16 protein-coding genes are annotated in these 16,338 nt (G+C 36.4%); all 16 read right to left on the bottom strand.

All coding sequences use genetic code 11. The annotated features are described in order from the left end of the window. Window positions 1–9 precede the first annotated feature (9 nt). A complete protein-coding gene (locus C683_RS05190) occupies window positions 10–1,653 on the bottom strand; it encodes a glycosyltransferase family protein (protein WP_009491648.1) in 1,644 nt (547 codons plus the stop codon). Between the two features lies 1 nt (window position 1,654). Further along, window positions 1,655–2,590, bottom strand: coding sequence for a glycosyltransferase family 2 protein (locus C683_RS05185; RefSeq protein ID WP_009491641.1), 936 nt, complete (start codon window positions 2,588–2,590; stop codon window positions 1,655–1,657). An 86-nt stretch (window positions 2,591–2,676) separates the two neighbouring features. Continuing rightward, window positions 2,677–3,723 carry a tRNA preQ1(34) S-adenosylmethionine ribosyltransferase-isomerase QueA gene (gene queA, locus C683_RS05180; RefSeq protein ID WP_009491640.1) on the bottom strand — a complete coding sequence of 349 codons (1,047 nt, stop codon included), beginning with the start codon at window positions 3,721–3,723 and terminating at the stop codon, window positions 2,677–2,679. Between the two features lie 14 nt (window positions 3,724–3,737). Next, window positions 3,738–4,016, bottom strand: a complete 279-nt coding sequence (locus C683_RS05175) for a hypothetical protein (protein ID WP_009491639.1) — start codon at window positions 4,014–4,016, stop codon at window positions 3,738–3,740. Window positions 4,017–4,129: 113 nt separating this feature from the next. After that, complete coding sequence (locus C683_RS05170) at window positions 4,130–4,312, bottom strand: hypothetical protein (RefSeq protein WP_009491638.1); 183 nt, start codon at window positions 4,310–4,312, stop codon at window positions 4,130–4,132. 65 nt (window positions 4,313–4,377) lie between these two features. Next, complete coding sequence (gene ruvB / locus C683_RS05165) at window positions 4,378–5,379, bottom strand: Holliday junction branch migration DNA helicase RuvB (protein WP_009491637.1); 1,002 nt, start codon at window positions 5,377–5,379, stop codon at window positions 4,378–4,380. Beyond that, window positions 5,379–5,954, bottom strand: coding sequence for a Holliday junction branch migration protein RuvA (ruvA, locus tag C683_RS05160; RefSeq protein ID WP_009491636.1), 576 nt, complete (start codon window positions 5,952–5,954; stop codon window positions 5,379–5,381). Before ruvA ends, ruvB begins: the two co-directional genes overlap by 1 nt. A gap of 10 nt (window positions 5,955–5,964) precedes the next feature. Next, the gene (mutL, locus tag C683_RS05155) at window positions 5,965–7,824 is read right to left on the bottom strand and encodes a DNA mismatch repair endonuclease MutL (protein WP_009491635.1); all 1,860 of its coding nucleotides are present in this window, start codon (window positions 7,822–7,824) and stop codon (window positions 5,965–5,967) included. Beyond that, window positions 7,824–10,430 carry a DNA mismatch repair protein MutS gene (gene mutS, locus C683_RS05150; protein WP_009491634.1) on the bottom strand — a complete coding sequence of 869 codons (2,607 nt, stop codon included), beginning with the start codon at window positions 10,428–10,430 and terminating at the stop codon, window positions 7,824–7,826. Before mutS ends, mutL begins: the two co-directional genes overlap by 1 nt. Then, window positions 10,427–10,768, bottom strand: coding sequence for a YlbF family regulator (locus C683_RS05145; RefSeq protein WP_009491619.1), 342 nt, complete (start codon window positions 10,766–10,768; stop codon window positions 10,427–10,429). Before C683_RS05145 ends, mutS begins: the two co-directional genes overlap by 4 nt. Next, window positions 10,759–11,544: a TIGR00282 family metallophosphoesterase gene (locus C683_RS05140; RefSeq protein ID WP_009491618.1), complete on the bottom strand. Its 786-nt coding sequence runs from the start codon at window positions 11,542–11,544 to the stop codon at window positions 10,759–10,761. The genes C683_RS05145 and C683_RS05140 overlap by 10 nt, the downstream gene beginning before the upstream one ends. 58 nt (window positions 11,545–11,602) lie before the next feature. Then, window positions 11,603–13,162, bottom strand: coding sequence for a ribonuclease Y (gene rny, locus C683_RS05135; RefSeq protein WP_009491617.1), 1,560 nt, complete (start codon window positions 13,160–13,162; stop codon window positions 11,603–11,605). A 121-nt stretch (window positions 13,163–13,283) separates the two neighbouring features. Next, window positions 13,284–14,351, bottom strand: coding sequence for a recombinase RecA (gene recA, locus C683_RS05130; protein ID WP_009491616.1), 1,068 nt, complete (start codon window positions 14,349–14,351; stop codon window positions 13,284–13,286). A 21-nt stretch (window positions 14,352–14,372) separates the two neighbouring features. After that, entirely contained in the window at window positions 14,373–14,834 is a 462-nt protein-coding gene (locus C683_RS05125) for a CinA family protein (protein WP_009491615.1), read from the bottom strand. Window position 14,835: 1 nt separating this feature from the next. Continuing rightward, window positions 14,836–15,417 carry a CDP-diacylglycerol--glycerol-3-phosphate 3-phosphatidyltransferase gene (gene pgsA, locus C683_RS05120; RefSeq protein WP_009491613.1) on the bottom strand — a complete coding sequence of 194 codons (582 nt, stop codon included), beginning with the start codon at window positions 15,415–15,417 and terminating at the stop codon, window positions 14,836–14,838. A 12-nt stretch (window positions 15,418–15,429) separates the two neighbouring features. Then, window positions 15,430–16,335, bottom strand: coding sequence for a helix-turn-helix domain-containing protein (locus tag C683_RS05115; protein WP_009491606.1), 906 nt, complete (start codon window positions 16,333–16,335; stop codon window positions 15,430–15,432). Between the last annotated feature and the right edge of the window lie 3 nt (window positions 16,336–16,338).

Genomic DNA, 16,338 nt, shown 5'->3' with positions numbered 1-16,338 from the left:
GACTAATTTTTAACGCTTTCTTTTTTTAATTTTTTTAATATTGAATATAGTAAATCCTAAAAGGCCAATAAAACTAAAAATTTGTAAAGGAAGGTACCAAATTGGATTTTTAGCTTTTACTAAAACTTTTTGATTTCCTTCAAATACCTTTATCTTAATACCACCTGTATGCCCTTCTTTCCAAGATGTTGGTTTTCCGTTCACCCATACATGCATATAATTATATGCACCTACAGGAAGAATTACTTCTTGTTCTTTATCTGATGGAATAGTGAATAAAATTTGGCTATTTGCGACTTTAGTCTTTACTTTTTTGAAATGATGATCTATATATACTCTATGATTTTTAAAATTTTTATAATAAGGGATACTTTTATCTAAAAAATAATCAGTTCGTCCAGAACCAAGCCATCTAGATTTATTAACTAAACTATTTTGTATCACTTTTTCTGAATGAAGGGTATAAAATGTATTTTTATTAGCTGTAATACTATAATATTCTACAATTGTTGCTATATTCACCATCAGATATAATACAGATACCATTATGTAGAAATTTTTTCTACTCAATAAATTATAAAAAGAAATAGCAATCAATAATGAAATAAAACATGTTGGAAAAACTAATAATCGCCAAGGAAATTGAATACTTCCTAAAATAGTAGGTTGTATCTTATCCCAAGGAATTAATTTTGTTGTACTTACTAATCCTAAGATAGAAAAAATAATTAATTCTTTCCCCCACCAGTTATAATCTTTCCAACGCCAACATACAATAAATACACATAAAAAAAGAAAAATTCCTATAGTATAGTGATTACCTTTGAATACTAATTCTAAATGTGAAAAAATAAAATCTTCTCCTGTCAATGCCCTTTCATAGACATCTCCTTTTTCTGGAGTAAATAATTTATGTTGTGCAGACATTACAATCATAGGTATCAAGCTACCTAAAGATAAAATCCCACTCCAAATTCCTGCCTTAATTAAAGACCACCATTCTTTTATATGAACTTGACCAATGAACGTAGCTCCAATATAAAATAAAACTAAAAAAATAGTATAAAATAATAATGAAAGTAAATGTGTATATGCTGTCAAAGTCATTGCAATAGTCAATAAAAACCAATATTGATTTTCTTTTTTATATAAAATTTTATATAATGCATAAAGAAGAATAGGTAGGAATGTCATAGCTATTGTTTCTCCAATAGCAAAACGATAAAAAATATTATATAAACGATAGAAAGAAAAAGAATAGAAAATTGCGAAAATAATTCCAATTCCCTGTTTATTTGTAATCTTTACTGCTACATAGTAACAAGTACATAATGTAATTAGTGTTAAAAGTCCAATAAAACAAAAATAACTCAATACAATTTTATGAGTAATTATATAGAATAAAAACCAAGGGACAAGAGTCCACCAAGGATAGCAATAATTAGTTGGTGCACCATATTGATGGAAAAAACGAAAGTTCGTTGGCGATTTCCACAAATTTATCATGCTCTCCACTCTAGAGGCATGAAAATTAAAGTCATTTACTCGAACAATTCCTAATTCTTTTGAAGATAAAATAGGAACAATCGTTATTAATATAGATAAAAAAAGGAAGCAAAGAAAAATAATTTTTGTTTTTTTCTTTTCATTCATGCTATTTCTCCTCTTTTACAATATAAATTGGTCGCTTTTTAGTTTCACTAAAAATTTTACCAATATACTTACCAACAATACCCAAACAAAAAAGTTGTAATCCACCAATAAATAACACGATACAAGCTAATGAAGGCCAGCCTGCTGTAGGATCACCAAATAATAAAGTTTTTGTAATAATTACAATTAAGCCAATTAAAGCACCGAGACAAGTAATTAATCCTAAAATCGTTGATAAAACTAAAGGAACATCCGAAAAATTAACAATCCCTTCTAGGGAATAACGGAACAAGCTCCAAAAAGACCAAGAAGTTTCTCCAGCTACACGTTCAACATTTTGATAAGATAAGTATTTCGTTTCAAAACCAACCCAACTAAAAATTCCTTTAGAAAAACGATTCACTTCAGTCAGTTCCAATACTGCATCTACCATTGGACGACGCATCATCCGATAATCACGCACACCACTCAACATTTTTGTTTCTGAAATCCAATTAATCATCTTATAGAAGCAATTAGCAAAAAAACTACGAATAACCGGTTCTCCTTCACGATTCATTCGTCGTGTACCCACGCAATCTAAGTTTTCATCTTCTTCTAATAAGTTCATCATCTCAATTAACATTTCTGGTGGGTCTTGTAAATCAGCATCCATTACAACTACGTAATCTCCTGTAGAACGTTGTAATCCAGCATAGAGTGCAGCTTCTTTACCAAAATTACGAGAGAAAGAAAGATAATGCACTTGCTCAGGATCTTCTTTTTGCAACGCGCGCAAACGCGCTAACGTTTGATCTTTTGATCCATCATTAACAAACAAATATTCGTATTCAACAGATATTGGCAATTGCGACTTTACTTTTTCTACTCCCTGGTAAAACAAATCGACTGTCTCTTCTTCATTATAACAAGGAATAATAATTGATAATTTCTTCATAATATATTCTATATTAACCTTTCTTATTCATTTTTCAATTTCATTATTTTTCCTTTATTTCCTATACTCGTTTCCTATACTTGGCTTTATTTTTTCTTTGGGCGGACGAACATCGCATCACCAAAACTAAAGAAACGATATCCTTCTTCTACCGCATGTTGGTAAGCATGTAATACATTTTCTCGCCCAGCAAATGCACTTACTAGCATTACCAATGTTGATTTTGGTAAATGGAAATTAGTATTAAATGCATCTACTACTTTAAATTCATATCCTGGATAAATAAAGATATTAGTCCACCCACTATCTGGCTTAATTTCACCATTAAATTTTGTCCCAATCGTTTCTAACGTACGGATGGATGTCGTTCCTACAGCGACAATTTTTCCTCCTGCATCGCGTACTTCATTTAAGGTTTGTGCTGCTTCTGGTGTCAAACGATAAAATTCGCTATGCATTTCATGGTCTTCTAACTGATCGACACTGACAGGACGGAAAGTACCAAGACCTACATGCAAGGTTACATAAACGATTTTTACACCTTTTTCTTCAATTTTTTGCATTAATTCTGGCGTATAATGTAATCCTGCTGTCGGTGCTGCAGCAGAACCATTTTCTTTCGCATACACCGTTTGGTAACGGTCTTGTTCTTCTAGACGTTCTTTAATGTAAGGAGGTAAAGGCATTTCTCCTAATTGTTCTAAAATTTCTAAAAAGACGCCATCATAAGAAAATTCAATCATGCGTCCACCATGTTCTAATTCTTCTACGACAGTAGCTTGTAATAGACCATCTCCAAAGTCAATCTTTGTTCCAACTTTTGCACGACGCGCAGGTTTCACCAAAGTTTCCCAAACATTGCCTTCTGTATTATGTAATAATAAAACCTCTAGATGTCCACCAGTTTCTGTTTTTACTCCATGTAAACGAGCAGGTAACACACGAGTGTCATTCATTACTAAAGCATCCCCAGGATTTAACTCATCGATGATGTCATAAAAATGCTTATCTTCTACTGCCCCTGTATTTGGGTCTAATACAAGCATTCTTGATTGGTCACGATTTTCTAAAGGAGTTTGAGCAATCAATTCATCGGGTAAATAAAAATCAAAATCTTCTGTTGTTAATGTCATCAAGCGCACCTTCCTTAATTTTGTACTAATAAGTTCACATCTAAGTGAGCATAGGCCATGACTACTTTATCATATAAGACTTGTACGCCTTCTAAATCAAAGTCAAATACTTCAAATTCACCATATAAAGATGCTTGTTCTACAGTATCAAAAGTTAAAAACATACCGACACGGTCTACTTTACCTTCCATATCGACTTGTGCAGATAAAATAATTCCTGCGACATCTTCATAAGCAGTGACAGTATCACAAATATCTTCCATTAATAAATCTACATTAATTTTTTTTGTCATCTTCAATCTCCTTTTCTTCTGTAAATCATTATGTTCATTATATCATTATGGAAACTAAGGGGCAAAAGACAAAAAAAGAGCCCAGAACCATCTGGACTCTTCCTTTTATTCTATTAAGCTAAACGATCGATAGCTTCTTGTAATCCTTCGATTTCACCTTTTAAATGTTCGATTTGCATTTCGTTTTCAACGTAGTTAATACCGTTTCCTAACTCTTCTTGACGACGATCTGCTAAACGATCCATTTCTTTTTTCGCTTCAGCCACCAATGTTTCTAATTCTTTTTTCAATTCCATTTTAAATCTCTCCTTTTCATTTCTTACATTTTTATTATAAGAAACTCCCTTGAAAAATTCAAAAATTATGCTTCCTCAGGAAAAGGATAACCAAAATGTTCATAGCTCTTTCTTGTCGCAATTCTTCCTCGAGGCGTACGTTGTAAAAATCCTTGTTGTAAAAGATAAGGCTCATACATATCTTCCAAGGTTTCATACTCTTCGCTAATATTCATCGCTAGCGTCTTCATCCCCACTGGACCCCCATGATAATCTTCAATCAACGTTTTTAATAACTGTTGGTCGGTCGCATCTAATCCTGCTTCATCAATGCCCAATAAAGATAAAGAAGATTGTGTCATTTCTTCTGTAATCATCCCATCGCCTCGAATTAGTGCATAATCACGCACTCGTTTCAATAAACGATTGGCGATACGAGGGGTGCCACGGGAGCGACACGCTAATGCTTTTGCGCCTGGAAAATCAATTTCTGTCTCTAAAATCGCTGCTGAACGGAATAAAATCGTAGCTAGTTCTTCTTCACTATAGTATTCCATATGCCCTAAAATACCAAAACGAGCGCGTAAAGGAGCAGAAAGCATTCCTGCTCTTGTAGTCGCTCCCACTAAGGTAAAAGGAGGCACAGGAAAACGAATCGGATGACTCATTTCTCCTTGCCCTGCAATAATATCGACATAGTAGTCTTCCATTGCAGTATATAGCATTTCTTCGACTAATTTAGGTAAACGATGAATTTCATCAATAAACAACACATCTCCTGGTTGTAGCTCATTTAATAGAGAAACTAAATCGCCAGATTTTTCAATCGCTGGACCGCTGGTTGCTTGGAAACCTACTCCTAATTCATTGGCAATAATATTGGCCATCGTAGTTTTCCCTAATCCTGGAGGTCCATAAAGCAGCACGTGATCAAGGGGCTCATCTCGATGTTTTGCGGCCGCAATATAGATTTCTAATTCCTCTTTTAATTTTTCTTGTCCGATATATTCTTGGAAAGATAAAGGACGAATACTTTTTTCTTCTCCATCTTCTATCGACCAATCTTGAGTGACTAATCGTTCATCCATTAGCGTTCAACCATTAAACGAAGCGCTTGACTGATGCAAGCTTGAACATCAGTAAACGTCTCATCCTTCATTTTCTTCATTACACGAGCCACTTCTTTTTCACTATATCCCAAAGCTTGTAACGCACTCGTTGCTTCTTCTACTACAGGAGAAGCACTGACCGGTGCTTTAACTTCTTCTTTTGGTAATAACTTGCCATTCAAGTCTAAAATCATTTGTTGGGCTGTTTTTTTACCTACTCCTGGGAAACGGGTCAAATAAGTAATATTTTCTTCTTCCAAGGCAGCGACTAATCCATTTAAATCCCCAAAAGCCATAATCGCTAAGGCACTTTTGGGCCCAATTCCTGATACTTGTAATAAAGCTTGGAAAATTTCTTTTTCTTCTTTTTGTAAAAAGCCATAAAGCGTATGGCTGTCTTCACGCACAATCATCTCAATATAGATTTGTACTGCTTCTTCTTGATGAAAAGAATACGGATTTGGGACTAAAATTTTATAGCCAATCCCTTGAGTTTCAACAACGATATACCCAGGAGTAATCATTGTTACTGTTCCTTTAATATATTCGTACATAATTTCTCCTCTAATCTTGAATTCGTTTAAATAAGCGTTCGATATCATAAGGTCGTAAATGAACCATGACCGGACGACCATGTGGACAATGATACGGTTCTTCACATTCATTTAATTGTTCAATTAATAATCGTGCTTCCGCTTCACTTAGCGCATGGTTCGCTTTAATAGACCCTTTACAACTCATCATAATCGCTGTGTCTTCGCGTAATTTTTCAACGGTCCAGTCTTTGCCATTAATTACAGAAAAAATCAATTCATCGATGAAATTGGCCTCTTCTTTTTGCATCCATTGTGGAATTTCGCGTAAGATCCATTTTCCTTCGCCAAAAGGTTCCAAACTTAGACCAACGGATGCTAATATTTCTTTTCGTTCCTCTAACTGATAACTTTCAGCTAAAGAACAAGTAAACATATGTGGAATCATTAATTGTTGCTTTTCTTGTCCCCAGTTGACAATTGCTTTGCGATAATATTCATATTTGATTCGCTCTTGAGCAGCGTGTTGGTCAATGATATAAAGTCCATCTTCTCCTTGTGCAAATAAATAAGTACCGTGCAATTGCCCAAAGTATTCCATTTTTGGTAAAGATAAAACCACTTCTTCTTTTTCTTTAATAGAAGATACAGGAGCTTCTTTTACACTTTCGTTGTGCACTTCTTTCACTTCTTCTGTATCGTCTTCTACATCAGATTCTAAAGGAAGTATTTCCTCTTTCCAAGAAGGAGTGGAAAATACAGGAGCCTCTTCCACTCGTTCTTCTTTTGGATGGGTATCTTCTGGCAGTGCCCACTCCTCTTCAATTGCTTTAGCAGCTTCTTGAATTGCCTGTTGATTTCGATATTCTCCAGAAAGAGTAGGAATTTGTTCTTGTTGACGTAAAAAACGTGCAATCTCTTCTTCTACAAACTCTGCACAACGCTCTTCTTTGCTAAAACGCACTTCCTTTTTTGTCGGATGCACATTGACATCGAGCAATTGCGGGTCTGTTTGGATACGTAAAACTCCTAATGGATAGCGTTGAATCATCAATGTTTTTCCGTATCCAGCTAATACTCCACGCAATAGCGCTGGGTTTGTTACTACTCGTCCATTCAAAACAAAAACTAAGTTTCGTTTATCTGCCCGTGTTTCACTAGGCAAGGTCAAAAAGCAATCCATAGTGAATTCATAATTTTCAGCATGAATTTCAAAGCCTTGGCGCATCATTGCTGGACCATAGATTGCGCCCATAATTTGATCCCATTTGCTATTTCCTGCCGTGCGGAATAATACTTTTTGTTTTCCATCCCCAAAACACTCAACAAGACGAAACTGAATTTCTGGATGAGCAAAGGAAAACTGATGCATTAATTGTAATATATGAGATTTTTCTGTTCGTTCGCTTTTCAAGTGTTTTAAACGAGCAGGAGTATTAAAGAAAAGATTTTCAACTGTAACTTTTGTCCCTGGACGGGCTGCGGCACTTTTTTCTTCTAATACTTTTCCGCCTTCAATGACAATCTCTTTTCCTTCTGTCGCTCCTCTTTCTGTTGATTGTAACGTTACTTTCGCTACAGAAGCAATCGAAGGCAAAGCTTCTCCTCGAAAGCCTAGGGTTTTAATTCGAAAAAGGTCAGTCTCATCTTTAATTTTACTTGTCGCATGACGATGAAATGCCAGTTCTACTTCTGAGGCAGGAATCCCTTCGCCATTATCGATAACTGTCATAAATGCGAGTCCTGCTTGTTGGAACTGAACTTCAATTTGAGTACTTTTAGCATCAATCGCATTTTCGACTAATTCTTTAATAACAGAAGAAGGACGTTCAATCACTTCTCCAGCCGCAATTTGGTTACATAGTTGTTCAGTTAATTCTTGAATTGCCATTAACGTTCTCTCCATTCTTTTTGCCAACGATGCAATAATAGTAATGCATCTAAAGGAGTCGTTTGCATTAAATCTAATTGTTCTAATTCCTGACAAAAATCAGGTACTTTTTCTTCTTCTTCTTGAAATAAAGAAAGTTGTTCTTCTGCTACCATATCGACAGTCGACATGGTGTCTTCCTTAGAACTATCTATGTTTTCCTGTTTTGTTTCTTGAACTGTGTCGACAACAGTAGAAGTCATTTCTTTACTTTCAAGCTCTTGTAAAATCGCTTCTGCTCGTATCAGTAATTCTTCTGGTAATTGAGCTAAGCGAGCTACTTCAATACCATAAGATTGACTTGCTGCTCCTGGTTGCATTTTATGTAAAAAGATTAATTGTCCATTTTCTTCTTTCGCACTGACATGAATATTTTTAATCTCTGAAAACTGATCGGCTAACACCGTTAATTCATGATAGTGTGTAGAAAATAGAGTTTTCGCTTTTACGCGCTGTTGAATATATTCAATGATAGCTTGAGCGAGTGCCATTCCATCAAAGGTAGCAGTTCCTCTTCCTAGTTCATCAAACAATAGTAAGCTATCTGGAGTAGCTTTTCTTAGAGCTTCACTAGCTTCCATCATTTCAACCATGAAAGTACTTTTTCCAGAATATAAATCATCCGAAGCCCCAATACGAGTGAAAATTTGGTCAAATAAAGGTAACTTCGCCTGACTTGCTGGAACAAAAGAACCCATTTGTGCCATAATGACCGTCAATGCTAATTGACGCATATACGTACTTTTCCCTGACATATTCGGACCTGTGATTAATAATTCGTAAGTATTTTTATCCATCACAATATCATTAGGTACGTATTCATTACTTCCCATTACTTTTTCAATGACCGGATGGCGCCCATCAATAATCTTTAATTCATGTTCTTCATTGAACGTTGGACGACAATAGTTGCGCTCTTCTGCTAGTACAGCAAAAGATTGTAGCACATCTAACGTCGCAATTTCTTCTGCGACACGCTGTAACCATGGACCTTGCGCTTTTACTTTTTCTCTTAAAGTCACAAATAACTCATATTCTCGTTCAATTCGTTTAGTTTTCGCTTCTAGTAGTACTTTTTCTAAGTCTTTTAACTCAACGGTTGAGAAGCGTTCACTATTGGCTAAAGTTTGCTTTTTGATGTAACGCTCATCAGTAATTTGTTTGGCGGCTGCTTTAGAAACCTCAATATAATAACCACTATTATTATTAAACTTGATGCGTAAATTTTTCACTCCTGTTTTTTCACGCTCTTTGGCTTCTAATTCTAAAATCCACTGCACTCCATTTTCAGTCGCTTCAATATATTGGTCGAGTGTGGCATCATATCCTTTGCGGATCATGCCTCCTTCTTGTGTTGATAGCGGTAAATCTTCAACTAAGGCTTGTTCTAATTCATCCGTCAATTCCATCAAAGAAGGAAGATAGCCTTTCCAATGCTTCACCGTAGGAATTTCCATTTCTTCTAGAAGATCAATAATTTCTGGTAAATATTGTAAACTTTGTTTTAATTGTCCTAATTCTCTAGCATTTACTCGTCCCAATGCGACTTTACTGACTAAACGTTCTAAGTCATAAATTCCTTTAAAGCATTCCACTAAGCGTTGACGCTCAAAGTAATGGTCCATCAAGATTTGAACCTGTTCTTGGCGAGCTACAATTTCTGCTTTTTTAACGAGTGGACGGTCAATCCAACGTTGTAATTGACGTTTTCCCATTGCCGTCTTTGTTTCATTTAATAACCAAAACAGCGTTCCTTCCGCTTTTCCTGTACGGATGGTCTTTTTCAACTCTAAATTGAATTTAGAATAATAATCCATTTGTAAATAAAAATCGACTTGGTAATACTGTGCTGGTTGTAAATGATCCAAATTACATTGTTGCGTGTCGGCGACATACCCTAATAAATCCGCGATACATTGGCGTAATTCTGGTCGAACAATGTTTTCTAATAAAGAAGACCAACGACTGATTTCTCCTGCCTCATGGTCAGAAAAAATTAAAGAGAATCGTTCTTTTAATTTTTCTTCTAAAGACGTAGGCAAGGGGTGTACTCGCACTACTTCTTTTGTTTGGAGTTGTCCACATTCATTGATAACTTCTTCTTCTGTTTCTAATTCTGTACACTGTAATTCTCCAGTCCCAAGGTCGACATAGCTTAAGACATACCCTTGGCTACTCGTTTCAATACAAGTTAAGTAGTTATTTTCGCCTCGTTCTTGGTCAATTTTTGTTCCTGGAGTCACCACTTGGACGATTTCTCGTTTTAGCATTTCTTTTGTATCTTGTGGCGTTTCTACTTGATCACAGATGGCCACTTTATATCCTTGATCGACAAGCGTGTCGATATAGCTCTGTACCGAATGATGAGGAACTCCACACATGGGAATTGGATTATCCGTATTTTTGTTTTTCGCAGTTAAAGTTAGTTCTAGTAATTGAGATGCCTTTTTAGCATCTTCAAAAAACATTTCATAAAAATCCCCCACCCGGAAAAATAAAAACGCATCGGGTTGTTTTTCTTTTTCCGCAAGATATTGCTGAATCATTGGGGTTTGTTTTTGACTCATAATGGTTCCTCCAAGTTTTCTTCTAAACGTTTCGTTAACGCTTGTACCAAGTCATTTGCCTCTTGTAGAGCAGCTTGATAGGATTGCACCTCAATCGTTTCTTGTAATCGATTCATTTCTTCATCTGCTTTTTGATGAGCTACTTTTTTAGCTTCTGGCTTAGCAAAATAATCACTTTGCACGATTTCTTTTTGCCAATGTTCTACTTCTTTTTGTAGCTCGACCACTTCTTCTTCGGCTAAGACTTCTGCTTTAGCATTTTGGTAATTTTTCACCACTTCATTTTCTTTTAATTGAGCACAAATCACATCTAATGCCTTTTCAATTTCTAATTCCATGGTTCTACAATCCTTTGTACTTCGATTTTTTTCGCTTGTTTTGTTTTGTCATCAATATCAATCACAGCATAACTTAACACTCGTGTACCTGAGGTTTCCACTTCAAAACGTTGTGGTAAATTGGTTAAAAAGCGCTCAATAACTGGTTCTTTTTTCATTCCTAAAATACCATCTTCTGGTCCTGTCATACCCACATCCGTTACATAAGCGGTCCCTTTTGGTAGACAACGAGCGTCATTGGTTTGGACATGAGTATGTGTACCACAAACTGCAGTTACTCTTCCATCAAAATAATGCGCAAAAGCTTGTTTTTCGCTTGTTGTTTCAGCATGAAAATCGACAAAAATAATCTCTGCTTCCTTTTCTCTCTCTATTTCTTTTTCCACAGCTAAAAATGGGTCATCTAAAGGCAACATAAACGTTCTTCCTTGAGCGTTGATGACTTGTACTTTGACACCATTTACGTTCACAACAACACTTCCTTGACCATAAGACACAGGATAATTTAATGGGCGCACGATTTTTTTCGCTTCATCAATCCATTCTTTTGTTTCCTTTTGGTCCCAGGCATGGTTTCCTAATGTAACGACATCGGCCCCTTCTTGTAATAATTTTTTATAAATGTCCTTGGTAATTCCTCGTCCATTGAGTGCCGCATTTTCCCCATTTACAATCGTCAACTGTGGTCGTAATTCTCGCTTTAGCGCTCCTAAATGACGTTGAATCATCTCTTGCCCTGGCAGGCCTACCACATCTCCGACAAATAATATTCTCATTTTTCTTCCCCTTCTAAATAAAAACAGGATTTTAGAAATTCTAAAATCCTGTTCATTTTTATTTTGCAAAATCAATCGCGCGTGTTTCACGAATTACGGTTACTTTAATATGTCCTGGATATTCTAATTCCTCTTCAATACGACGACGAATTTCTTGGACTAATAACACAGCTTCATCATCAGAAACCATATCTGGTTTTACCATAATACGGATTTCACGACCCGCTTGAATGGCAAAGCTTTCTTCTACTCCTTCAAAGCTATTGGCAATGCCTTCTAAGCGTTCTAGACGATGAATGTAGTTTTCTAATGATTCACTACGTGCTCCTGGACGAGCGGCAGATAAGGCATCTGCAGCTGCTACAATCACAGAAATAACAGAAGTAGCTTCTACATCTCCATGGTGAGATTCAATAGAGTTAATTACCTCTTCACATTCACCATATTTAGTTGCTAAATCTACCCCAATTTCTACGTGAGAGCCTTCTACTTCATGGTCGACGGCTTTACCGATATCATGAAGTAAACCAGCACGTTTTGCTAAGGTTGTATCTTCGCCCAATTCTGCCGCAATCATTCCTGCAAGGCGAGCCACTTCAATAGAATGATCCAATGCATTTTGGCCATAACTTGTACGGAAATGCATACGGCCGACAATTTTTACTAAATCTGGATGCATCGCGTGCAATCCTAGATCAAAGATAGCTTCTTCTCCGTAATGACGAATGCGTTCATCCATTTCTTTTCTCGCTTTTTCGACCATTTCTTCAATACGAGCAGGGTGAATACGACCGTCTTGAATTAGTTTTTCTAAGGCAATACGGGCAATTTCACGACGCACAGGGTCAAAGCCAGATAAAACGACCGCTTCCGGCGTATCATCAATGATTAAGTCAATCCCAGTTAACGTTTCTAACGTACGGATATTACGACCTTCACGTCCGATAATACGTCCTTTCATTTCGTCATTTGGCAGAGAAACAACCGATACTGTTGTTTCTGATACTGAATCAGCCGAACAGCGTTGGATTGCCATAGCGACGATATTACGAGCAATACGGTCTGCATTATCGCGAGCGTTTTGTTCTTCTTCTTTTACCATTACAGCTAATTCATGAGTCATTTCTGCTTTTGCTTCAGTCATAATTTGCACTTTGGCTTCAGCATTACTTAACTGAGCAATTTCTTCCAATTTCGCTTTTTGTTGAGCGACGAGTTCTTCCATTTTTTTCTCGTTGGCTTCTACTAGGCGTTGACGAGCATCAAGTTTATTTTCTTTTTCTTCTAAAGACGTTTCGCGTTTTTCTAACGTTGTATCTTTACGATCCAAATTTTCTTCTCTTTGGGTCAGACGTGCTTCTTGCGTTTTCATTTCTAAGCGACGTTCACGTAATTCTGATTCTACAGATTCACGATAGCGTTGATTTTCTTCTTTTGCTTCTAATAACGCTTCTTTTTTTAACGTCGCAGCTTCTTGGCGTCCTTGTTCAACGATGGACTCCGCACTAGCATTCGCTGCTGCTAATTGTTCTGTATGTTTTTTATCAGCGACATTTTTCCCGACAAAAAACATAGCGATTGCAACGATAATCGCAACGAGAAGGATAATTATTGTCATTATTCATCCACCTCATTTGTTTTATGTACATGTTTTATTTTAATCGTTACCCGCTTATTGGTCAATTATTTATCCATAAACAAAAGAAAAACTCTAAGGAAAAATTCCTTAGAGTTTTCTCTTAATCTTCTGAAATTTCTAACGTTTCTTCTGTTACAACGGGTTCCACTTCTTTTTCATCTTCTTCTCCCGTTCCTAAAAGAGCAGCACGAACACGATCGTAAATTTCTTGGTGCATGTCTTCATGCTCTAAAATGTATTTCTTCGCATTTTCCCGACCTTGACCAATGCGTTCGTCTTTGTAGCTAAACCAAGCTCCACTCTTATTCACGATATCTTTATCGACCGCTACATCTAATAATTCACCGATACGAGAAATTCCTTCTCCATACATAATGTCTACTTCTGTAGTTTTGAATGGTGGTGCTACTTTATTTTTCACAATTTTCACTTTGGCTTTGCTACCAATTTGTTCTGTACCATCTTTAATTGCTTCTCCACGACGAACTTCCATACGAATCGTAGAGTAGAATTTCAGCGCACGTCCACCCGTAGTAACTTCTGGGTTTCCGTACATTACGCCTACTTTTTCACGCAATTGGTTGATGAAAATCGCAACCGTTTTTGTTTTATTAATCACCCCAGATAATTTACGTAACGCTTGTGACATTAAACGAGCTTGTAACCCTACATGAGTATCGCCCATTTCTCCTTCAATCTCGCTACGTGGAACTAAGGCTGCTACAGAGTCGATAACGATAATATCAATCGCTCCACTAGAAATTAATGTATCTGCAATTTCTAATCCTTGTTCTCCAGTATCAGGTTGAGATAAAATCAAATCTTCAATTTTAACTCCTAATTTTTGAGCATATACAGGATCTAATGCGTGTTCTGCATCAATAAAGGCTGCTTTCCCGCCATTTTTTTGTGCTTCAGCAATCGCATGTAACGCAAAGGTAGTTTTCCCTGAACTTTCTGGCCCATAAATTTCAATAATACGGCCACGTGGGAAACCACCTACTCCTAAAATTTCATCAATTTTTAAAGAGCCAGAAGAAATGGTATCAATTTGTGTATTGGCTTTATCTCCTAAACGCATGACAGAGCCTTTACCATATTCTTTTTCAATTTCTTTCATCGCAGCTTCTAGTGCTTGCTCACGACTATCTAATTCTTTTTTTGCCATAACTTTCCCCTCTTTCCTTTTTTATTTTATACTTGTTTCCATTAAATGGCGACAAGCTGCAGTAATCGTTTGTTGCTGGATTTCTGCTCGAGATCCAGAAAAATGTTCTTGCCAAACTTTAGTGGTTTCTCCGTTACTTAAACCGATAAAAACCGTACCTACTGGTTTTCCTTCTGCCTTTGTCGGTCCAGCGACTCCTGTCATACTCAATCCCCAAGTGGTTCCCATAAATTGGCGAATGGCTTCTGCCATTTCTTTGGCACATTCAGCACTAATTGCCCCTTTGGTAGCCAAAACCTCTTTGGAGACACCAAATTTCATTTTCGCTTCATTTGTGTAAGATACGCCTCCACCTTTAAAGACAGCAGAAATCCCAGGAATAGAACCTAGGAGAGCTTGACAACCTCCTGCCGTCAAACTCTCCATGACACTTAACGTCCAACCTTTGTTGGCAAATTCGTTTTTCCATTCTTCTAAATTCATCTTACATTGATCCTTTGAAGACGTCTTTATTTTTCACAAAGTATTCAATTCCAGAATAAACAGTGAAGAATAAGCAGACATAAAGTAAAATTTGCGCCATTGGAATATGTAAGTTATTAAAGAAGACGTTGTTTAAGTATAGGAAAATAATCGCTAACATTTGTGTTGCAGTTTTAATTTTTCCTGGCCAAGCTGCGGCTAATACTTCTCCATCTTCTTCTACTAAAATTAGACGTAATCCAGTTACGGCTAGTTCTCGACAAACAATAATCGCAACGACCCAACCTGGTGCCATTCCTTGTTGAACTAATAAGATAAATGCAGTCATTACTAACATTTTATCTGCCAATGGGTCCGCAAATTTCCCAAAGTTTGTAACTAAATGGTCACGACGAGCTAAATATCCATCTAACCAATCGGTAACACTAGCTACCGCAAAAATCAGTGCGGCAATCAATTGAGTCACTAAAATTTTTGTTCCTAAAATAGATACGCTTCCCATTGGAAAAGGAACAAGCGCAAAAATCATAAAGACGGGAATTAAAAAGATACGTAAAACCGTCAATTTATTTGGTAAATTCAAAGTGGTTCCTCCTTAATTTTTCAAATAACTTAAGTCAAAGCTTAAGGTTAATTGTTTAGATAATGTTGGTTGGCTGGTGTTAATTTCTTTACCATTCAATTGGACACCAATCATTGGTGCATTTCCTAATTGTAATTGGACATTTTTTGTATCTTCTGGCACATTAATCGTTTGTTGTGCTCCAGCTTCTACTACTCCTTGGAATAAAGATTGTCCACCAGCAACAGCACTCACCCAACAACGTCCACCGCTACCATTTAAAGTAATGGTTGCTTTTCCTTTAATATCTTTTGCCGTGACATTGATTTGGTTAGTGCTAACCGCTTTTGATTCTACACTAACTTTTTTCTTCTCTTTATCTTCTTTTGCTTTTTTCTTTGCTTCTGCAGATTCTTTTGCTTTTTCTTCTTTTTTCTCTTTTTCCGCATCTTTTGGTGCAGATTTTTCTTCTTTAGCCTCTTTTGGCTCTTTCACTTCATTATCTACACTATATTCCGCATTCATATCATTATTCGCTTCAAAACGTTTATGTTGACTAATAAACGCATAGCTCACACTACCAACTACGACCAAGAAAATCACGACTAAAATCATCGCCGGAATGAATCGTTTCCATGTCTTTTCTTTTGGTTGTTGTTGACTTCTTGTCCCACGAGTCGCTGTCGCTTCATAAGCTTTTAAATTATCATCAATGGGAGCTCCTTGATATTCACGAATGACTTGATCTGGATCTAGACCTACTTGACGAGCATAAGCACGTAAAAATAATTGCGTATTATACTCTCCTGGTAGATTTTGATAGTCGTCATTTTCTAATGCTTCAATATAGCGCGCTTGAATTTTTGTTTTTTCTTGCATTTCTGCAAGTGAAATATGTTTCTCTTCCCGAGCTTTTTTTAATTTTTCTCCTAAAGTCAATGC

It is taken from the genome of Catellicoccus marimammalium M35/04/3 (assembly GCF_000313915.1).
GTDB lineage: Bacteria > Bacillota > Bacilli > Lactobacillales > Catellicoccaceae > Catellicoccus > Catellicoccus marimammalium.
Note: the sequence above shows the minus strand (reverse complement) of the source record. Positions and strands in the feature narration are given on the sequence as shown.